Source organism: Fluviicola sp., from assembly GCF_039596395.1.
Classification (GTDB): Bacteria; Bacteroidota; Bacteroidia; order Flavobacteriales_D; family Crocinitomicaceae; genus Fluviicola.
The window spans coordinates 362,678-383,129 of sequence record NZ_JBCNJT010000004.1; the positions used below are offsets into that span (position 1 = coordinate 362,678).

Genomic DNA, 20,452 nt, shown 5'->3' on the forward strand with positions numbered 1-20,452 from the left:
GGAATCGTGCCAATATATTTATAACTTCGCGAGTCAAACTTTCAAAGTAAATCATGAATTACAATAAACTGAATAACCTTACGGGCTGGTTTGTTTTTTTAATCGCAACGATTGTTTATTTCCTGACCATTGAAGATACCGTTTCATTGTGGGATTGCGGGGAGTACATTACAGCCGCAAATAAATTAGAAGTTGGTCACCCTCCGGGCGCACCGTTATTCATGGTACTTGGACGTTTGTTCTCTTTCTTCGCAGAGCCTGATATGGTTGCCGTATGGATCAACCGCCTTTCAGCTTTGTGCAGTTCATTCACGATTTTATTCATGTACTGGTCAATCACCATGTTTGGTAAGAAGATCATGCAACGCACCAACAGAGACTGGTCGAGAGGTGACCAGATCGCTACGATCGGAGCGGGAGTTGTGGGAGCTTTGGCTTATACTTTCTCAGATTCTTTCTGGTTCTCCGCCGTTGAAGGGGAAGTTTACGCGATGTCCTCTTTGTTTACTGCAGCTATTTTCTGGATGATCCTGAAGTGGGACGCAGAAATGATCGGTATCAAGCACGGCGAAATCAAAGACGGAAGATCTCCGATGCGCTGGATGATCCTGATCTGGTTCATGTTCGGTTTGGCGATCGGGGTCCATTTATTGGGGCTACTCGCAGTACCGGCAATTGCTTTTGTAATGTACTTTAACTTGTGGGAAAAAACCACTTTGAAAGGAATTATCCTGACCGGTTTGATTTCTGTAGTAGTACTTGCTTTCGTACAGGAAGGAATCATCCCGGGATCCGTAGCATTGGCTTCTTCTTTCGAGGTTGCTTTCGTGAATTCATTCGGTTTACCTTTCTTCTCCGGAACCATTTTCTTCTTCTTATTGCTGATCGGGGCTTTTATGTGGGCTTTCCGTTATGCGAAGAGAAAAGCAAAACCTATTTTAAATACTGCTTTGTGGAGTTTGGCATTCCTGTTAATCGGTTACGGTTCTTTTGCGGTAATTGTTATCCGTTCGAATGCAAACACGCCTTTGGATGAAAACGACCCGGAAAACCTGGTAACGCTTCACGCGTACCTGAAACGTGAACAATACGGTTCATGGCCTATCCTGAACGGGAATTATTGGAACTCCCTTCCGGCAGATCAAAGTGAATACGAGGATGCCGCACCTTTCTACCTACGCCGCTTTGTAGTTGAAAACGACCAGACAGGATTGGATGCAAAAGCTTTCATGACTGAAAAAGAGGCAACGGATTGGGCAAAATCCAAAGGAAGCAACTTCTCGGTGAAAGAGAAGTATTTTTCCAGCAACGAAAGTGTTCGAAAAAACAGCAAGCAGGTTTATGCTCAAACAACCTTCCTGCCTCGTATGTATTATACTTCCGGAAATCCGAACGATCCGAAAATTATTGCCTACAAAAACTGGTCTGGATATGACCCTACGGATGTAAGGGATTCCGATGAGAACGGTGAGGACGGATTAAGACTTCCGCGTTTCGGCGAAAACATGCGCTACATGTTCAGTTACCAGATGAACTGGATGTACTGGCGTTACTTCATGTGGAACTTCTCAGGCCGTCAGAATGATATCCAGGGACATGGTGATGAAATGCGCGGAAACTGGATCTCCGGGTTCTCTTTCATTGACGATGCGCGTTTGGGAAGCCAGGAACATGCTCCTTACTATACGCTGGAAAATCCGGCACACAATAATTTCTGGATGCTTCCGCTGGTTCTTGGAGTAATCGGGGTGGTTTTCCACTTCTACAGAGCTCCGAAAGATGCATTCATCGTATTCCTGACATTCTTCTTTACAGGAATCGCCATTGTAATCTACCTGAACCAAAAACCGTTCGAGCCACGTGAGCGTGATTACGCTTATGCAGCTTCCTTCTATGCTTTCGCATTCTGGATAGGACTGAGTGTTCTGGCTTTATACGATGCGTACAAAAATTTCCAGAAAGAAGACTGGAAGAAAATGCTGATCGGTTACGGAGCATTAACGATTTTCATTTCATTTTTCGCACTTTCAGGAGGTGGTATCATTTTAACTACCTGGCTGGTAATCGCAATCATCGGACTGGTATTACTCGGAATAGCTTATGGCTTACGAAAAGCCCTGCCTAACGGTACTGTCGCAGCATCCTTATTTACAATTCTTACTTTATTTGTTCCTTACATCATGGGTGAGCAAGGATGGGATGATCACGACCGTTCCAACAAGTCTTCCGCTCATGATTTGGCATACAACTACCTTCAATCCTGTGCTAAAAACGGAATTATCTTCTCTGTGGGAGATAACGATACATTCCCGCTTTGGTATTTACAGGAAGTGGAAGGCGAACGTACGGATGTGCGTGTGTGTAACACCAGCTTATTCGATACGGACTGGTATACCAACCAGATGAAAATGAAAATGTACGATTCTGAACCGCTCCCTATCACTTTCAGAGAGGACCAGATCCTTCAGTGGGCAGGTGGAACGGACCAGGCATTCTTCTTGTCTACGACACGTATGCTGAACCAGGGAATCAACCGCGAAACAGTTGAGAACCTGTTCAAGATCAAAGTAAAAAACAGCCCTGCTGAGTTCAAACAAGCCTTTACAAGTTTTGCCAATGCGGGTGCTACCGTTATGGCGGGTGTAAAAGCAAAAGATGCCGCTTACGAGCCACGCATCAACGAGATCCGCCAGGTATTCCAGAATGCAAGTGCTGATTCTGCTTCCGTTGAAACAATCGAAAGCATGGAGAACGGTGTACTGGAAGTATTCGAAGGATACAGAAACCAATTACTGGAAGCTGATGTAAAAGGATTGGAAACGATGCAGGAAATCCTGAATACCTGGGAAGAAACCTGGTCATTCCTTCCGTTGAAAGAGGTTATCGCTTTCATGAAGAACGATGACAACATGATCAAGTACGGAACTGCTTCCCTGAGAGTGATTCCAAGTACCGGATTCATCCTTCCGGTAAATAAGAAAAATGCATTGGCATCCCAAATCATTTCCAAAGATGAATTGGCGAATTGCGAAGATGAGATCCGTTTCCGTTTCAATTCAAGATCTGTTCAGGCGATTACCAAATCGGACATCATGATCCTGGACATGTTGGCACACAACGACTGGAAACGCCCGATGTACTTCACATCTCCGGGTAACACGGAAGTTTCTACGGCTATGTACCAAAGCGGACACTTACGCACAAACGGTATGGCGTGGGAAATCACCCCGATCCTTGCACAAGGTAAAACTCCGATTAATGAAAAATTGATGTTCAAGCATTTGATGCAGACTTACCACTACGGCAAAATGAACGATCCGAAAGTATTGACGGATTACTACGCAAGAAGACAAACGGTTCAGTTCAGAACGATGTTTGCCCAATTGGCTGAACACTACGTGATCGAAGCGGAGCAAATGGAAATGAGCAAAACGCAATATGGCCCTATGTTGAAAAACCTGCGTGCTTCCGGTCAGGCAAGAGTGGCAGATTCCCTGGAGAATTCTTTCAAAGGAACGATGGGAATGACAACTGCTCAATTGCGCAAGAAAGCTGCTGAGGTGATTCACAAATCACTGGAAGTAATGCCTGCTGATGTCGTTTTGGATTACGGCGAAAGACCAAGCCCGGCCGGTTCGATCAAAGATGCGAACGGTGTGGAATACCAACAGTTCCAGGATGGAGTTCTGCAGGATTATGTAGGTCTTCTTTACAGAGCCGGAGACAAAGCGGGTGCTGAAAAACTGGGAGCTGAAGTTGCACGCCAACTGGAAAGCATTATGGGTTACTTTAAAAACAGCCCTGCAAACTTTGCGGCATCCAACGATATGGATTACATCTCTGCGGTGATCAACTACGCAACCCTGCACAAATTTGCAGGTGATGAGCGTATCGCATCGAAGAATAACCCATTGGTTGCAAGAACTACCAAAGGATTGGAAGAGCTTTACAACGTAGACCTTGCACGCATTTACAACGAATTGGACCAACTTTCACTGGAAAACGGTGAAAGCAGAACTGACGGAAACTTTGCAATCAAGAAAGCGCGTTTACAGGGAACTATGAATGCGATTGACTTTACATTCCAGCTGACAGGAACACAGGTTCCATCCGCTCCGGCAAAACAAACTCCGGGAATGCCGGCAGGACCTGAAGGAATTCTGCCTGAAACATTGCCAAAAGGCGCTGAGTCGGACAGTGAACCGATTGTCGGGTAAAATTCCTGTAAATGAGATTATTTAAACCTCCACGCTTAACGAATTGGGTTTTTCCAAGGTTAAGGTGGAGGTTTTCCGTTTCCGGGCCGGTAGTTTTCATTACATTTGATGACGGCCCCAACCCGGAAATCACTCCTTTTGTATTGGACCTGCTGAAGGAATACAACTGGAAAGCTACTTTCTTCTGCGTCGGCCAGAATGTGATCAAATACCCCGAATTATTTCAGCGCATCCTTTCGGAAGGACATGCGGTGGGAAACCACACCATGAAGCATTTGAATTCGGTGAAAACGGAAAATGAGTTGTACCTGGAATCTTTCAGGGAATTCGAAGCCACGTATCCTACGAAACTCTTCCGTCCGCCTTATGGAAGAATCAAGCCGGGTGTTGCAAAAGAGATCGCTAAAACGCACCAAATCATTATGTGGTCGTGGCTTTCTTACGATTACGACCTGAGCGTCAGCAATGAACGCATCCTTGCAGAGGCAAAACGTATCAAGCAAGGTGAAATCCTCGTTCTCCATGACAATGCAAAGATTGTGGAACGGCAAAAAGAATTATTGCCGCAATTATTCCGGTTACTGGAAGAAAAAGGGTTCCGTCCGGAAGTTATTTCTGCTTAGGTTTTTTGTAGATCGGAACGGTGGAACAAGGTTCTCCGTACATGATGCTGGAACAAACCGGCTGAACTTTCACCAGGAACTGCGACATGGCCGCTTCCGGGTTCGGAATATCGGAGCATCCTTTCACAATCAGTTTTCCGTCAACAAACTGGTCAATATCCAATTTCTCGATGCTCAATTCCAAAGCTTTCTGTCTGGCGTGGGCTAAAGTTCCGATCGTAACCGAGCTTGCAATTCCCACTAATTTGGAGCTGACCAGCATGAATGCCCAGGAAGGCAAAATTGCATCCGCCGAGCAATATAAGTACACGTGTTTATCCTGGAATTGATTCCAATCGAAATTCTTGACGTAATCGCGGAAATCCTTTTCTTTCAGTACCAGTCCCTGCCACAGGGAAGGCTCGAAATCAAAACCTGCAAACTCAGAATTCTTCGGACAATATTCAGCAAGATCAACTGCTATTAATCCGCTTTGTGCTACTTTATTTACTATTTCAGACATGGTACAAAATTACTGCTATTAATTGCGAATTGCGCATGTTGAATTACGAATTATTTGATCGTTCACCATAGGTCTGAAGGAGTTCACACGTACAACGCTTCATTTTCAGTTGCTGCAGCGCTTCCTCTCTCATGTTAAAGTTCGGTGGCACTGGCCTATTTTAACAAAAATTAGTGAAAGGGGTGTTTCGTTTTCGCGTAATTTTACGCCACACAAAAGTTAAACCATGAAACACTCGATTATACTTGGACTGGCAACTGTATTGGTTTTGGGTTCCTGCTCTTCCACTCCGGAAAAGAAAATCATCAAGATTGAGAAGAAAGTTGTCACTCAAAAACTGGACCCGGTACATGCCGACCGCAAACTGGCAATCGAGGTTTCAGGGATGAGCTGTGAACATGCGTGCGGAGGTTCTATCCGGATGGCATTGAAAGAAACAGGAGCTGTGGACCGTGTTTCCTACGATTTCGAATCCGGAAGAAAGACCAACACCGCTTACATTACTTTTGACAAATCGAAAATTTCCGCGGATAAAATTGTTTCGATTATTGAAACAATCAACGACAAACAATTTACTACCGGGAAATCGAGTTCTACGGATATCGAAGGAGAAACCAAAACGGGAAGTCCTTCCACCACAACCATTACGGAAACGAAAACTACCCGAATCAACGTAGAAGTTCCCGAAGCAAACTGGGAAATGCCGAACATCTTCCGTTTTTTTTCGCACTTACTCAGCTAAAAACAAAGCGGATTCGTAGTTTTGCAGCATGAAATTGCAGCATCGCATTATCGGGGAAGGGAAACCGTTGATTATCCTTCACGGACTTTTTGGTTCTTCAGACAACTGGCAAACCCACGCCAAACGTTTCTCGGATTATTTCCAGGTTATTTTAGTCGATCAGCGCAATCACGGTCACACAGACTGGAGTGATGATTTCAGCTATGACCTCCTTGCCGAAGACCTTCACGAACTGATCACCGACCTTGGGTTGGAAAAGGTGAACCTGCTCGGCCATTCCATGGGTGGAAAAACCGTGATGCGTTATGCACAGCTTTATCCCGATACGATCGAGAAAATGATCGTTGTAGACATGGGAATCAAAGGATATCCACCTCATCATCAGCAAATTTTGGCAGGAATTGCGGCGTTAAACGCAACATCCATGGATTCACGTTCGGCCGCAGAAGAAGTATTGCTTCCTTTCGTACCGGAAAACGGAACGCGGCAGTTCCTCATGAAAAACCTGTACTGGATTGAAAAGGGGAAACTGGCCTGGCGCATGAACGTAAAAGTCCTGGAAAAAGAAATGCCGAACATCCTGAAAGCACTTCCGGAACAGGAAGTCCTGGTACAAACCTTATTTATCCGCGGCGGAATGTCCAATTACGTCATCGACGAAGACATTCCGGATATTGAAAACCAATTCCCGGATTCTTCCTTTGTAACGATTGAAAATGCGGGACATTGGATCCACGCAGAACAGCCGGAGGAATTTATGAATGCCGTTTTGGAATTTTTGTTGCGTTGAAATGTTTTGATCGATTTCGATTTGTAAATGTGATCACAATTTGACAATGATCAATTATTTGTACACAACGAATTACGTCGGGATACGACGCATTGCGTGTCTACGATTTAAACCACACGCTGATCATAACATATGATTTCACGGGTCTGCTTTTAAATTTTGCCGGGATCCAATCCGGCATTAATTTGACCACGCGGATTGCTTCCTGGTCACACTCTTTGCAATCGGGGAAATGTTTTACAACCCGGATATCTGAAATACTGCCGGTTTCGGAAATTACGCACCTCAACATTACGCGATCTTCAAGAGCTTTTTCTTTGATCTTTTCAGGATAACGCAAGTTCGTAGAGATAAACTCCTTCATTCTTTTCCATCCGCCGGGAAAATCCGCATATTCCTCCACGTCTGTTTCCTCATAAATTCTGGATTCCGGTTCAGCAGGACCTACTTCATCATACCGTTCCGCCAGTTCAGAATGGTTATTTTTCAACGCTTCCTCTATCGTTTCATATTGCGGCGGTGGAAATGCATCATAGAAGACTTTCCGGTACGCTTCCGGGAAACCTTTGGGCCCTTTGGCAATGTAATTGCTACGCAGCTCATCCAGTTTGTCATGCAGTTTTCCTCCTTTCGTCCTTACTTCGTCGGCTAACAATTGATAAATATGTGACAATGAATCCAATTTGGGGGAGAAAAAGGCAAATTCCCGGATACTTCGTTCCATCTGGTCCTGTTTCACTGCATTCATTTTAGCATAATGGCGATATTCGTCCAACTTTTCGCTCAACAACGGATTCAACTCTTTAAGCTTAAAAGCCTTATCAACAAAAAAGAAAGGGCTTACTTTTTCAAATGCTACTTTTTTGTCAGAGGTCTTTTTCAGCGGTGCAATAACATCCCGATGCTTCGGAAATCCATCCTCTTTTTGAGGATAATTACCAATCACAGATTCGGAACTCACTCCAAGGCCTTTTAATTGATTATCTACTTGCAAAAAGTCATCCCATAAATTTCGAACTTCCTGTTCTTCCATTGAAACAGTCCTGATCTTTTTTCTCACCAGGTCTCGAATGGAATCGTATTCCACTTCCGACTTCGTGAATACCAGGTAAGCAGAATCCTGCTTTTGTTCTTCCTCAGCGAGTTCAGCCAACAATTTTTTGTTCAGCTTTTTCGCGGATTGACCGAAAGTGTGTACACTTCCAAGAAGAAACATTAAAAAAACGAGTGATCTCATAACTTATAATTCAAAGTTTACGGGCAAGCGCATATACGATCTTACGGCTTTTCCCTGATGTTTTGCGGGAGTCCAATTCGGCATGCTATTGATTAAGCGAACGGCCTCTTCGCCACATTCCGGGCACCCGGGAATTCCTCTTAAGACTTCAATGGCGGAAATTTCTCCTTTCACGGAAACTACAAACTTCATTACTACTTTCCCGAAAACAATTCCTTCCCTTACGCTGACCGGGTATTCCAGGTTTTTGGCAATGAATTGGTCCAATGCTTCTTTTCCACCCGGGAACTCAGCAGGATCTTCTGTCCACTCAAAAATCTCCGGATCATTGTGCTCAACTACCATATCCGGCGGGTATTCTTTAATCACTTCCTGAATGGTGGCATTATTCGCTATGGATTCTGGCCTTGTGGGAATAAACCCCGGGAAAACTTCCGGGAAAACCAAAAAGTAAGCTTCCGGGAAACCTGCAGGCCCTTTCTTCCGGAATTTGTCTTCCTCCTGGTTCAACCGGTCCTGTAATTTCCAACTGTCTGAAGTGAGATCATTTGCAAGTGAAGTGTAAACCCGCGTCACGGAATCCTCAAACATCAAAAAAGCTTTGATTCGCGCTGCAGTTGCTTTCATTTCTTCCAGTCGAATTGCATTTGAAAGCGAATAACGTTTGTATTCTTCCAATTTCTTTTTCAACACCTTATTCTGCTCCTTCACGCTCAGATCACCCATATCCGTCTTTTCCGGCACTTTCTCAAATACAAACGTGGTGGCAAGTGTGCTTTTAAGTGGTTCCATGAACAAATAAGGAACAGGAGATTCACCCGGTTTGAAACTATGGAGCAGCGGCGGAACTTCTGCCTGTAATTGCTCTACCTGGTAAAGAAGTCCGGAATAGGTGGTGAAACGGTCCAATACTTTTTTCGCACCGTTCTCCAAAGAGAGGATCTTACTATTGGCCAGCATTTTAACCGAATCAAATTCAGCCCTTGACTTGCTGAAAACAGCGATTGCTTCTTCCTGTTTTTGGTATTCCAATGCACAATCCGCTGTAAGTAACCTGCGTTGTTTTTTCGGTAATTGCGCGGAAACAGTAAAACTTCCGATAATAAGCAGTGAAAAGAATAGTGATTTCATGTGCTATTGTCTAAATGTGACAGGTAAATAAGCATACGAATGTACGTTTTTTCCATCTTTCTTGGCAGGAATCCAATCCGGCATGGACTTGACCAACCTTTTGGCCTCTTCATCACATTCCGGACAATCCGGAACTCCCCTCTTCAGTACCACATCTGAAATCTTGCCACTCTTAGACACCACAAATTTCAGGAACGTTTTTCCGTAAAGCCCTTTTTCCAAAGCGCCGGCCGGATACACTAATTTTTCGTCCAGGTATTTTTTTAATTCACCCGTCCCACCCGGAAACGAAGCCACTTCATCCACAATATCATAAATCCTCAGATCGAGTTCTTCTACCACAATCGGAACCTCTTTGGATTCCCATGCAGTAATCTGTGATGGATACCCTGTTTCATCACCAGGCTTCCTATCGTGCACTTCGTGTATAACAGGGTGCACATCCGGGAAAACATAGCTATAAGCATCCGGAAAACCCTTTGGTCCTTTTGCCCGATAATTTTCACGTGCGGTATATATGCGCTTTTCCAGCAAGGCTGCTTTCTCCTCCAAGGCCAAACTCAATGCGTCATACACTCTGGCTAATGAATCTACCTGCGGGCGAATAGCTTCTATTTCCCGGATATCATTGAGTTGATCCTGAAAATAAATCCGGTTATACGCCGCATAAGTTTGGTACTTCTTAATTTTCTCCTTTAACACCTCGTTCTGCTCCTTCAATTTCAATCCTTTCCAATCCGTATCCTCTTCAGATACATCCAGGAACTTCACGGGATTTTCTGAAGCTAAAAGTAAGTGTGTTTTGATGACTGAGTATTTGGGATGTGAATCAAAATCGGGATCATCAGGAAAGACGTCTTTAGTATCTATTTCCAACTCTTTCAATGTTCGTAATGATCCGCGAATGGAAGAACGCAACTCCTTTAATTTCTGATTTCTCTCAAACAAGGAATCTTTGATGTATTGCTCCAGTTCTTTTTCAGTTCGTTGAAACCTCGTTTTCTCTTTTGAAAATTCCCCAAACGCAGAATCCTGCTTTTCCTGTTCGGCAACCAATTCAGTCCGCAGTTGTAGATTCAGCTTTTTGGCAGATTGGCCAAAAGTGAATGAACTCGTTACAAGGATAAAAAAAAGCAGAATTCTCATAGCTTATAATTTAAATACGATCGGAAGATTGCAGTAGGAATTCACCGCTTTACCATTGTTCTTTCCCGGAATCCATTTCGGCATGGTCGTCACCACACGAATTGCTTCCCGATCGCATTCCTTGCAGTCAGGAATTCCTCTCATAACTTTCACATTAGAAATAGCTCCCTGCTCTGAAACAACGAACTTCAGATATACTTTCCCGGAGATTCCGGCATCTTTGGCAACCTGCGGATAAACCAGTTTTTCCTCCAGGTATTTTACAAATGCTTCACGGCCACCGGGAAAAGATGCGGGTTCATCAACCACGTTAAAAATTTCTGGCTCTTGCTTTACAAAATACTCAACCGCCGTAGGAGGTGGGGGCGGAGGCGGCATCAAATCTGATTCAAAACCGGAATTCTCATTAAACCCTGTTATAGAAGGGACATCTTCAGTAATTACCGGAGGAGCAAATCGAATTGTTTTTCCTTTCTTATTCTTCTTCGGAGCCGTTTTCATGGCCATTTCTTTCTTTGCATTTTCCGCAGCAATTTCTTCCAACCTTTTTTTCTCCTCCAGTTCCACGCATTTTGAACGCAACAGTCCATATTTTATCCCTAATAAATGGGTATTCCTGGTGAGCGTCACATTCTCCGCTTCCATTTTCCGGACTATGCTATTGAGTTTCAAGGTTAATTCCTCATAACTGCGGAGAATTTGCCCCTTACTTTCAATAACGGTAGTATATTCCTGGTTTTTTTGAGCCAGGCGTTCATTCTGTACCTTTAACTTCTCCTTTGAAAAATCTTCAATGGGGGTGACAGTTGCCGGTTTCAGAGTTGGTTTGCATTCTCCTATTTCTTTCAGATAATCGACATCCTCGTAAGTTCCATAGATGGTATTCAATTCATCCTGGCGAACAAGTGTGGCCGGATCGAACTTTAGATCTGTCAATTTTTTCTGAAAATCGACAATGTCAGTTTTGAATCCCTGGAAATCCTGGCGCAATCCGTACAAGCTACTTGCGGTTCTGGAAGAGGATGTAATCAAATCCATCAACTTCTTTCGATTTTGATTGATAATCCGGTTCAGGGAATCATTCTTTTGCACTAATTGCGCATGTGTTTTCAGAAGGCTCCTGTTCAATGCTTTTTTAGATTGCGAAAAGCCAGGCAATGCAACAAGGGAAAGAAAAAGAAATAAAGCGATTTTCATGGTGTTTAAATTTCAGGCACCAAATTACAGAAATTCATATTAATCAACCGGTTATCCTGAAAAATAAAAAGGGTGCGATAATCGCACCCTTACCTTATGAAATATATTATTAACTGATTGTCTGATCCAATTTTTTCACCATGGTCAAAATCGTTGCAATTCCTACCAATGGTTCATCGGTATCGTCCAGCATTTCGACCAGCCACTTCACTACTCCGCGCTGGATATGTGTTTTCGGATCGTCTTCTTTCGGAGTCACATCGGTGCTCACTTTTTCCTTGCAGGTAAATCGAATGTGGATATTCGCTCCCGGATAAACCGGCTTGGTAAAACGCAATTCATCGATCCCGTAATTCAGCAATACCGGGTTGATCTCGTAGCTGTCAACAAATAACCCGGCTGCAATGCTCATGATCAGGTATCCGTGTGCCACCTGCTGATCGAACATGGTTCCGGTAAAATTCGTTTCTCTTTTGTGGGCGTAGAAATTATCGCCGCTCAAAGCTGCAAACGCATCGATATCTTCGGCTGTGATTAAACGGCTGTCTGTGATCAACTGATCTCCGACTTCCAGTTCTTCGTAATGTTTTTTGAACGGGTGAACGGAACCGATTTTTCCTTTAGCGCCCTGTTGGTATTGCTGGGTAATTTCGGTAATGGTTGTCGGATGTCCCTGGATAGCCGTACGCTGCAAATAATGCATGATTCCGCGCTTTCCACCCATTTCTTCTCCACCTCCTGCTCTACCCGGTCCGCCATGAGTCAATAATGGCATCGGAGAACCGTGGCCCGTGCTTTCTTTCGCACAATCCTTGTTCAGAACCAAAATACGCCCGTTTACAGAAGCAGCTTCTACTACAAACTCGCGTGCTTCTTTATCGTCAGCAGTAACAATGGAAGTCACCAATGAACCTTTCCCCAATTTGGTCAATTCAATCGCTTCATCCAGGTTTTTATAAGGCATGATTGTTGAAACCGGCCCGAAAGCTTCCACATTGTGCACATCCTGCTTATCGAACGGAGAATCGTTCAGGAACAGGATCGGGGAAAAGAATGCTCCTTTGTCCTTATCCGCACCAACCACATCGAACTGGTCCAAATCCCCGTAAACGATCTGTTGTGATTTTGCCAGTAACTCCACATTCTCCCGAACGCGGTCTACCTGTGTTCTGTTGATCAAAGCTCCCATGCGCACTCCTTCCACCTTAGGATCACCAATGGTTGTAGATGCCAAACGGGCTGCAACTCCTTTTTGTACGTCTTCCAGGAAATTCTCCGGAACCAGGATACGACGTACAGCCGTACATTTCTGACCCGCCTTGATCGTAATCTCTCTAGTAACTTCCTTCACGAAAATGTCGAACTCTTCCGTTCCCGGAGCAGCTTTTTCACCCAGCACCATGGCATTCAGGGAATCTGCTTCCAGGTTGAACGGTACAGACTCTTCGATCAAACGCGGATGCGCCTTTAGTTTTCTACCTGTAAAAGCACTTCCTGTAAAAGTTACGACATCCTGGTTGGTAACGTGGTCGATAATTCCGCGGCCAAAGCCCGAAACCAATTGCAATGCACCTTCCGGCAGGATTTTTGAATCAATGATATCCTTCACCATCACTTCTGTCAGGTAGCTGGTAAACTCCGAAGGTTTCACGATTGCAGGAACACCCGCCATCAAATTCACGGCGATTTTTTCCAGCATTCCCCAAATCGGGAAGTTGAACGCATTGATGTGAATAGCAACCCCTTGTTTCGGCACCATGATATGATGCCCGATAAACGATCCGTTCTTGGATAGAGGCGCAGCATTTCCATCTACATAATAAGGAAGATCCGGAAACTGCCTTCTCAAAGACGCGTTCGCAAATAAATTCCCGATACCACCTTCGATATCGATCCAGGAATCCACTTTCGTAGCACCTGTCCAGGCAGAAACTTCGTAATAGGTTTTCTTGCGTTCCATTAAGAACAAAGCCAGGGCTTTCAGCATACGGCCGCGCTCCTGGAAAGTCATTTTACGCAATTGCTTTCCACCGACCGTTCTTCCGTAATTCAGCGCCGCTTCGTAATCCAGTCCGGCACTTGAAACCGAGCCGATCTGGTCTCCGGTAATGGCGTTGTAAATCTTTTGTTCTTCCCCTTCGCCGGCAACCCACTGGCCGCATATATAATTCTTTACTTGTATCATCTTGATCTGATCTGAAAAATTTCATTTCAAATATACAACACTCCTTCAGGACGGTTGCAAAATGCGGTAATTTCTTTAAAAGAAGTGAGAAGTAAGGGCGTAAAATTTTACGCCCTTACTGATTGTACACACTTCTGACAGCGGCAGAGTTCTATCGAATATCCGGAACAATTTTTTAGTTCATTGAACCAAATTTTTCGTTGGTTGTACGGGAGCCTGAAGGTTAGAATGTTCACATTGTGTTAATGCAGGTTTGATTTTACCGTAACATTCCGCAAAACAGATCAGATTCTTTCGTTCAATTGATAATTAAGGTACTTAAAACGCATTTTGAAACATTTTGATAAAAAAGGCAACTCATTTCACTAAAAGGTTTGGAACTAATTAAAACCTTTTTAGTATGTTTGAGGCTTAAACATGTAAAAAGTTTCAATAAAGACTAAATTATGAGCAAGACAAAAACAGGAGGAGGTTTTTCATCATTAGTTGCCTCATTATCTATTGCAATTGCATTAGGAATTGGATTTCTGATCTATTATTTCATTTTAGGAGATCCTGCAAATTTCGTTAATGGTGATCCGAATGAACACCCGATTGACAACAACACGCTTGGTACTATCTACAAAGGAGGTATCATCGTACCTTTCTTGATGGCGGTAAACATCATCGTAATTATTTTCTCTGTTGAGCGTTTCATCAGTATTTCCAAAACGAAAGGTCGTGGTAACATCAACACTTTCGTTGAAAGAATCAAATCTTTGATGGACTCGAATGATATTCAGGGTGCATTGGAAGAGTGCGACAAGCAAAAAGGATCTTTGGCTAACGTAATCCGCGCTGGATTAGAGAAGTACGAATCCGTACAGAAAGACCCTACTTTGGATAAAGAGCAAAAATCAGAGATCATCAAAGCAGAGATCGAAGAGGCAATTTCTTTGGAAGTTCCGATGATGTCTAAAAACTTGGTAATTATCTCTACGTGTGTATCTATCGGTACATTGATCGGTTTGATCGGAACGGTATTGGGGATGATCAAATCCTTCCAGGCGATGGGTGCTGGTACTCCTGATACAACTAAATTATCAATCGGTATCTCCGAGGCCTTGATCAACACGTTCTTTGGTATCTTCGCTTCTACATTGGCTACAGTGATGTACAACTTCTTCAACACGAAGATTGATCAAATGACTCACGCAATGGATGAGGCTGGTTTTGCTATCGTTCAAAACTTTAACGCTAACAATTAATATTCATTCGTCTTCGGGCGAAGAAATAATATAAGTAAGAATGGCTAAATTAAAATTACCTAAAGGTTCCCCTTCCATTGACATGACGCCAATGGTTGACTTGGCCTTCCTTTTGGTTACATTCTTCATGCTAGCAGCCGACTTCCGTACAGACGAAGTTGTAAAAGTCGAAATCCCTTCTTCGATCGGGAAAGACGATATTCCTCAAAAGACCCTGGTAATGGTTACCGTGGACACGAAAGGAAGAGTCTTTTTCACTTGTTCCGGAGAAGAAGTTCGCAAAAAAGTCTTGATGCAAATGATGGCAAAATACAAAGTGCCGTTGTCTGAAGAGAACATTACAACATTCACCAGATTGGAAGGAGGTTTTGGATGCAGCATGAGTGAGCTTCCGAAATACCTTTCGCTGAACAGTGACGAGCGCAAGAACTTACCGAATGCAACGATTCCGGTTGATACAACGAGAAACAACGAGTTGGCTGACTGGATCAATTTTGCAAACCGTGAGATGCTTGACTACGGAAAAGCGAAGTTTGAAGAAGAAAATGCCAAACAAGGAAAAGGAGGAGTTCCTCTGAAACCGGAAGATTTCAAACCGAAATTCGTATTGAAGGCCGATATGGAAGCTGAATATGTGAAAGTAAAAACGGTGATCGAAGTATTCCGTAACCTGAAGTTGAACAATTTGAATTTCGTGACTTCCCAGGAAGCACAACAATTATAAGAAGTTATGGCAGAAATAGTAGAAAGCGGTGGCGGCGGCGAAAAAGGCGGCAAGAAACGCCCTAAGAAAGGTTCCGCCCGGATTGATATGACTCCAATGGTAGACTTAGGTTTCCTGTTGTTGACATTCTTCGTATTGACTTCCACTTTCGCGAAACCGAAAGTGATGAGTTTAACTTACCCTGCAAAGGAAGACGTAAAAACGAAAGAGCCTCCTAAGGTTAAGAATGGTATTACCTTTTTGATTTCTGATGATAAAGTGTTTTACTACGAAGGAGAGTTTTATCCGGTTGGTAATACAAAAGGGAAACCTGCAACACAATTAACTGAGACAAACTTCGGTCCGGAAGGAATTCGTAAAATCCTTAAGGAGAAAAACACTTTCGTATTGAACAAGATCACTGAATTGAAAGGGAAACTGGACAAGAAACAGATCAGTGATTCGATTTACAAGAAAGAACTCATTGAAGCAAAAGGGAAACCTGAAGCATTGAAAGTATTGGTGAAAACCGATATGAAAGCGAAGACCCGCAACTTCATTGATGTGATTGATGAATTGTACATTGCTCAGATCGGGGTAATCGCTCCAGTAGATATTACAAAGAGCGAGCAGGAATTATTGGACGCAAAATTAAAACAGTAATATATGTTAGTAGCAGTTGTTGTAATTCTGGTAGCTGGACTCTCATTGTATGAGTACTTCAGCGCAAAGAGCTGGCAGCAGGTAACATCTGACGAGCGTAACGAGATCGTATTTGAGGACCGTAACCATGAATATGGTGCGTACCAAATCCGTACAAATTACAGTCGTAACCTGATACTTGTTATGGCCGGGGTAATCCTGTTCATCGGAACAACTTTCGGGATTTATAAGTTGATTATGAATCTTCCTACGGAAAAACCAAAAGAAGTTCCTTTGGATTTGACAGCGTTTGCTGTTGATGCTCCTTTGGAAAAAGAGGATATCGTTGAACCGTTGGAGCCGGAAGTTCCGCCGATGGAGAAAACAATCCAATTCGTTCCACCTGAAATTTCAGATACTCAGAACGATGATGTACCTCCTCAGGAAGAAGTGAAGGATGTAAAAGCAGATACGGATACTCACGAAGAGACGGATGCATTTGCCAAGCAGACTGAAGTTGTTGTTAAGAAAGAGGAAAAAGTAGAGAAAAAAGAAGAAGTGATCTACGACATCGTGGATGAGCCAGCTGAACCGAACGGTGGTATGGCTGCTTTGAAAAAATACCTTGCTGAAAACATCAAGTATCCTCAAACAGCGGTTGAAATGGGATTGGAAGGAAAATGTTACCTGCAATTCGTAGTGAGTGAGAATGGTTACATCTCCAATGTAAAAGTGAAAAAAGGTGTAACAGATTGTCCGGAGTGTGACCAGGAAGCAATTCGCGTTGTGAGAGCCATGCCGAAATGGACACCGGGGAAAATTAACGGTAAAGCCGTAAACAGTACCTTCTCATTACCGGTTTCATTTAAATTGAATTAATTTCATTAGTAATAGTAATCCCTCTGACTTTTAATGTCAGGGGGATTTTTTTCGTTTAGTATGTTCAAGAACGTCAATTTTTTTATTTCCGGTTTCATGGTGATCATGTGCCTGATATTGAGTTATTATCTCATATTCACGGATCTTAAAATGGACACCCTCAATGGTTTCAAGCGTCAAATGTGTATCGCAATACTCCTTCTGTATGGTTTTTACAGAGGTTTTCGCCTTTACACATTAATTAAAAACAGTAAAAAAGAAGAAGAAGAATAAGGTTATGAAGAAACGGGTCATTTTAAGTCTAAGCCTGGTAGCTCTTTTGGGAATCCAGTATTCCTGCAACACCAATCAAACGCCGGATGATACTCCCAGACGCGGAAAGAAAACCATGTACCTGGACGAATCCTTCCAGCCGCTGATCAAAACAGCATCCGAAGTCTTCACGGGAATTTACCCGCAGGCAGATATCAACCTGGTTTATACCAGTGAAACAAACGCCATGAAAGCATTGTCGGAAGGAAAAGCACGGACTATTTTCATCGGGAGGGATTACACCAAAGAAGAAAAGAAATACCTGAGATCTCTCAATATTACCGTTACTTCGGACATCATTGCGCACGATGCTATTACCTTTATTGTGAATCTGAATAACATGGATACTCTACTGACCCAGGATCAGCTTCGCGATTTATTAAAAGGCAAAAGCACTACCTGGCCAATTTCTCAAAAGCCGGTCGAAATTGTATTTGACCAGGTACAGTCGGCCAATTTCAATTACCTTCTGAAATGGATCGGTACCGATTTCGGGAAACAGGTCCACGCAGCAAAAAATACGGAAGACCTGATCAAATATGTCCAGGATAATCCGAACACCTTGGGAGTAATCGGCTACAACCACATCAGTGACTTCGACGACCCGAAAGTACAGGCAAGACTGAAAAAATTCAGAGTGGTAGGGATCCAGGGAAATGATAAATACTACTGGCGACCTACCAAAGCAAATATTACGGAGCGGAAATACCCGTTTTGGCGCCCGATCTGGGCAATCAATTCCGGAGCACCGGACGGATTGAATACCGGTTTTGTGAATTGGCTCAATGCACGCGAAGGCCAGTTGCTGCTGGAGAAATGCGAACTGGGCCCGGGAAAAGGAACTCCGCGGGAAATTAATTTTGTTACGGAATAACAAAAGTTCAAAGGGTTCCAAAAAGAGCTCAAAGAGTTCCATCATTAAAATTTTGAATCAGCCACGTCTGAAACATTTAAACTCATTGAACTAATAGATCAGTCAATGGGGCCCGCAGACAAGTCGATAAATATGAAATAATCGTTAAGAAACGATTCCATTTGAACAGTTTATACTAATTTGGCAAAGGAATTGTACAGAGACCAATACGTTGAAAAGACAAAAAAACATGAACAAGTTAAAACTATTCGTACTTGCATTAGGTTTAGGAACAGCCGTTCAGGCTCAGACTTTGCAGGACGCTAACAAGAAAACGGAAAACGAGCGTTACGATTTAGCGCGTAAAGATTATCAAAAGTTGGTTCAGGCTGACCCTACAAGTGTAGAAAATGCTTTCTTCTTTGGAAATTTCTATGCATTGATCGGTGAAAAAGACTCTGCAATCACACAGTGGAGAAAAGCAGGATCCATCAACGTGGAAGATAAATTAGGAATGGTTGCTGCTGCGAAAGCGTTGTATTTCTCCGGAGACACAACAACTGCAGGTCAGCAATTCTGCGAGATTGTCAAGAAAACAAAAGGCAAAAACCCGGTTGTTCTTCACCGTATCGGGGAAACTTACGCAACAGGCCCGATCAAAAACCTGAAGGTAGCAGAAAAATATTTGCGTGACGCTGTTCGTCTGGATTCCAAAAACATCGATGCTTACATCCTTTTGGGTGATGTATTGCTTGCTCAAAGCGGATCGAACGCAACTCAGGCAACAGAACAATACAACAATGCTTTGGCTATCGAGCCGAATTCAGCACGTGTAATTGTACGTAAAGCTCAGATTTATCAGCGCGTTCAAAACTACAAACTGGCAAATGAAGAATATAAGAAAGCTCAGGCTGCCGATCCGAATTATGCTCCTGCATACCGTGAAAATGCCGAGTTGAACATTTTGTTCGACCAGTACAACGCTGCGATTGAAATGTGGGAAAAGTATTTGAAACTGAACGATACGGACGAAGCGCGTTACCGTTATGCAAGCTCCCTGTTCGGAGGAAAACAATATTGCAACACTTTGCCTCAATTGGACAAGCTGACTAAAAACGGATTCTCCAATATGTATACGAAACGTATGCTGTACTACTCTTTATATGAGTGCAACGAGGCGAAAGACAGCTTGCGTTATGTAGAAGCGTTGAAAGCCGGAGAAGATTTCTTCAAATCAGTTCCGAAAGAAAAAGTGATTTCCGTGGATTACAAATACATGGGGATGATCTACGACAAATTGGGTCAGGAAGATAAAACGATCGAGCAATATTACCTTGCGGCGGCAATCGATACTGCCAAAGCTTCCGAATACCTTTCTGATATTGCAGCTATCTACACGGAGAAAAAGAACTATCCGAAGCTGATTGAGGTTTACACGAAAATGATGAACCAGTATCCTACCAAAATGGATGCGACAGCTTATTACAACTTCGGACGCGCTTATTACTTCGGGCCAAAAGATTACAAAATGGCTGATTCGATCTTCGGTCGTTTGGCAACAACTTACCCGACATTCGCGGGAGGTCCTTTCTGGCAGGCTAGATCACGAGTACAAATGGATATCAATTCCAAACCAAAAGCGTACCTTGCTCAGCCACAATACGAGGCATTCCTGGCAGCTTTGAGTCCTGAAGATATCGCTTCCGGTACTTACAAGGCTTACATCATCGAAGCTTCGAAATATTTGGGAGATTACTACGTAAACTCTCCGATGAAAGATAAAGCAAAAGCAGATGCCATGTGGAACAAAGTTTTGGAGTTAGATCCGAAAGACGCACAGGCAAATGCCTACTTTAAGAAGTAAGACTTACAGAGTTCTATATAGAAACTCCCGACAAGAATGTCGGGAGTTTTTTGTTTTAAGAAGTTTCAAGACAATCATAGATCTGTCAGGAATGATGGACTAATAAATGGTGTAAAGGTTAAAATCAGTTTAATTCATCCACGTACTGAAAACAATTGCCGGTTTTTTTCAGGAATATCATG

At 43.2% G+C, this 20,452-nt stretch carries 16 protein-coding genes; 10 read left to right on the top strand and 6 right to left on the bottom strand.

Going from position 1 to position 20,452, the window contains the following annotated elements; all coding sequences use genetic code 11:
- The first annotated feature begins 53 nt into the window (after positions 1–53).
- Both ABDW02_RS19255 and ABDW02_RS19260 read left to right on the top strand, forming a co-directional pair.
- Complete coding sequence (locus tag ABDW02_RS19255; protein ID WP_343637522.1) at positions 54–4,217, top strand: DUF2723 domain-containing protein; 4,164 nt, start codon at positions 54–56, stop codon at positions 4,215–4,217.
- Between the two features lie 11 nt (positions 4,218–4,228).
- A complete protein-coding gene (locus ABDW02_RS19260; RefSeq protein ID WP_343637523.1) occupies positions 4,229–4,840 on the top strand; it encodes a polysaccharide deacetylase family protein in 612 nt (203 codons plus the stop codon).
- On the opposite strand, the gene ABDW02_RS19265 is transcribed toward ABDW02_RS19260, so the two are convergent.
- A complete protein-coding gene (locus tag ABDW02_RS19265) occupies positions 4,827–5,342 on the bottom strand; it encodes a DUF2480 family protein (protein WP_343637524.1) in 516 nt (171 codons plus the stop codon). The genes ABDW02_RS19260 and ABDW02_RS19265 overlap by 14 nt on opposite strands.
- A 226-nt stretch (positions 5,343–5,568) precedes the next feature.
- Between ABDW02_RS19265 and ABDW02_RS19270 the strand changes: the two genes are divergently transcribed.
- Both ABDW02_RS19270 and ABDW02_RS19275 read left to right on the top strand, forming a co-directional pair.
- Complete coding sequence (locus ABDW02_RS19270; protein ID WP_343637526.1) at positions 5,569–6,084, top strand: heavy-metal-associated domain-containing protein; 516 nt, start codon at positions 5,569–5,571, stop codon at positions 6,082–6,084.
- 28 nt (positions 6,085–6,112) lie between these two features.
- Positions 6,113–6,874 (top strand): alpha/beta fold hydrolase, encoded by a 762-nt coding sequence (locus ABDW02_RS19275; protein ID WP_343637528.1) that lies wholly within the window; start codon positions 6,113–6,115, stop codon positions 6,872–6,874.
- A gap of 100 nt (positions 6,875–6,974) precedes the next feature.
- Here ABDW02_RS19275 and ABDW02_RS19280 read toward each other — a convergent pair whose 3' ends face one another.
- The 5 genes from ABDW02_RS19280 to paaZ form a co-directional block, all read right to left on the bottom strand.
- The gene (locus tag ABDW02_RS19280; RefSeq protein ID WP_343637530.1) at positions 6,975–8,111 is read right to left on the bottom strand and encodes an energy transducer TonB; all 1,137 of its coding nucleotides are present in this window, start codon (positions 8,109–8,111) and stop codon (positions 6,975–6,977) included.
- A 3-nt stretch (positions 8,112–8,114) separates the two neighbouring features.
- On the bottom strand, positions 8,115–9,242 hold the full coding sequence (locus ABDW02_RS19285) for an energy transducer TonB (protein WP_343637532.1): 1,128 nt from the start codon (positions 9,240–9,242) through the stop codon (positions 8,115–8,117).
- A 3-nt stretch (positions 9,243–9,245) separates the two neighbouring features.
- Entirely contained in the window at positions 9,246–10,388 is a 1,143-nt protein-coding gene (locus ABDW02_RS19290) for a TonB family protein (RefSeq protein WP_343637534.1), read from the bottom strand.
- A 3-nt stretch (positions 10,389–10,391) separates the two neighbouring features.
- Positions 10,392–11,585: an energy transducer TonB gene (locus tag ABDW02_RS19295; protein WP_343637536.1), complete on the bottom strand. Its 1,194-nt coding sequence runs from the start codon at positions 11,583–11,585 to the stop codon at positions 10,392–10,394.
- A 109-nt stretch (positions 11,586–11,694) separates the two neighbouring features.
- Positions 11,695–13,770 carry a phenylacetic acid degradation bifunctional protein PaaZ gene (paaZ, locus tag ABDW02_RS19300; protein ID WP_343637538.1) on the bottom strand — a complete coding sequence of 692 codons (2,076 nt, stop codon included), beginning with the start codon at positions 13,768–13,770 and terminating at the stop codon, positions 11,695–11,697.
- A gap of 446 nt (positions 13,771–14,216) precedes the next feature.
- Between paaZ and ABDW02_RS19305 the strand changes: the two genes are divergently transcribed.
- From ABDW02_RS19305 to ABDW02_RS19330, 6 genes are all read left to right on the top strand, one after another.
- Positions 14,217–15,017, top strand: coding sequence for a MotA/TolQ/ExbB proton channel family protein (locus ABDW02_RS19305; RefSeq protein WP_343637540.1), 801 nt, complete (start codon positions 14,217–14,219; stop codon positions 15,015–15,017).
- A gap of 40 nt (positions 15,018–15,057) precedes the next feature.
- Positions 15,058–15,741, top strand: a complete 684-nt coding sequence (locus tag ABDW02_RS19310) for a biopolymer transporter ExbD (protein ID WP_343637542.1) — start codon at positions 15,058–15,060, stop codon at positions 15,739–15,741.
- Between the two features lie 6 nt (positions 15,742–15,747).
- The gene (locus ABDW02_RS19315) at positions 15,748–16,383 is read left to right on the top strand and encodes a biopolymer transporter ExbD (RefSeq protein WP_343637543.1); all 636 of its coding nucleotides are present in this window, start codon (positions 15,748–15,750) and stop codon (positions 16,381–16,383) included.
- Positions 16,384–16,386: 3 nt separating this feature from the next.
- Positions 16,387–17,241, top strand: coding sequence for a TonB family protein (locus tag ABDW02_RS19320; protein WP_343637545.1), 855 nt, complete (start codon positions 16,387–16,389; stop codon positions 17,239–17,241).
- Positions 17,242–17,518: 277 nt separating this feature from the next.
- A complete protein-coding gene (locus ABDW02_RS19325) occupies positions 17,519–18,427 on the top strand; it encodes a substrate-binding domain-containing protein (protein WP_343637547.1) in 909 nt (302 codons plus the stop codon).
- Positions 18,428–18,656: 229 nt separating this feature from the next.
- On the top strand, positions 18,657–20,270 hold the full coding sequence (locus ABDW02_RS19330) for a hypothetical protein (protein WP_343637549.1): 1,614 nt from the start codon (positions 18,657–18,659) through the stop codon (positions 20,268–20,270).
- Positions 20,271–20,452: the final 182 nt, after the last annotated feature.

Excerpts from the sequence above, each read along its gene's own strand:
- ABDW02_RS19255 (WP_343637522.1), top strand. The coding sequence starts at position 54 with ATGAATTACAATAAACTGAATAACCTTACGGGCTGGTTTGTTTTTTTA.
- ABDW02_RS19260 (WP_343637523.1), top strand. The coding sequence starts at position 4,229 with ATGAGATTATTTAAACCTCCACGCTTAACGAATTGGGTTTTTCCAAGG.
- ABDW02_RS19265 (WP_343637524.1), bottom strand. The coding sequence starts at position 5,342 with ATGTCTGAAATAGTAAATAAAGTAGCACAAAGCGGATTAATAGCAGTT.
- ABDW02_RS19270 (WP_343637526.1), top strand. The coding sequence starts at position 5,569 with ATGAAACACTCGATTATACTTGGACTGGCAACTGTATTGGTTTTGGGT.
- ABDW02_RS19275 (WP_343637528.1), top strand. The coding sequence starts at position 6,113 with ATGAAATTGCAGCATCGCATTATCGGGGAAGGGAAACCGTTGATTATC.
- ABDW02_RS19280 (WP_343637530.1), bottom strand. The coding sequence starts at position 8,111 with ATGAGATCACTCGTTTTTTTAATGTTTCTTCTTGGAAGTGTACACACT.
- ABDW02_RS19285 (WP_343637532.1), bottom strand. The coding sequence starts at position 9,242 with ATGAAATCACTATTCTTTTCACTGCTTATTATCGGAAGTTTTACTGTT.
- ABDW02_RS19290 (WP_343637534.1), bottom strand. The coding sequence starts at position 10,388 with ATGAGAATTCTGCTTTTTTTTATCCTTGTAACGAGTTCATTCACTTTT.
- ABDW02_RS19295 (WP_343637536.1), bottom strand. The coding sequence starts at position 11,585 with ATGAAAATCGCTTTATTTCTTTTTCTTTCCCTTGTTGCATTGCCTGGC.
- paaZ (WP_343637538.1), bottom strand. The coding sequence starts at position 13,770 with ATGATACAAGTAAAGAATTATATATGCGGCCAGTGGGTTGCCGGCGAA.
- ABDW02_RS19305 (WP_343637540.1), top strand. The coding sequence starts at position 14,217 with ATGAGCAAGACAAAAACAGGAGGAGGTTTTTCATCATTAGTTGCCTCA.
- ABDW02_RS19310 (WP_343637542.1), top strand. The coding sequence starts at position 15,058 with ATGGCTAAATTAAAATTACCTAAAGGTTCCCCTTCCATTGACATGACG.
- ABDW02_RS19315 (WP_343637543.1), top strand. The coding sequence starts at position 15,748 with ATGGCAGAAATAGTAGAAAGCGGTGGCGGCGGCGAAAAAGGCGGCAAG.
- ABDW02_RS19320 (WP_343637545.1), top strand. The coding sequence starts at position 16,387 with ATGTTAGTAGCAGTTGTTGTAATTCTGGTAGCTGGACTCTCATTGTAT.
- ABDW02_RS19325 (WP_343637547.1), top strand. The coding sequence starts at position 17,519 with ATGAAGAAACGGGTCATTTTAAGTCTAAGCCTGGTAGCTCTTTTGGGA.
- ABDW02_RS19330 (WP_343637549.1), top strand. The coding sequence starts at position 18,657 with ATGAACAAGTTAAAACTATTCGTACTTGCATTAGGTTTAGGAACAGCC.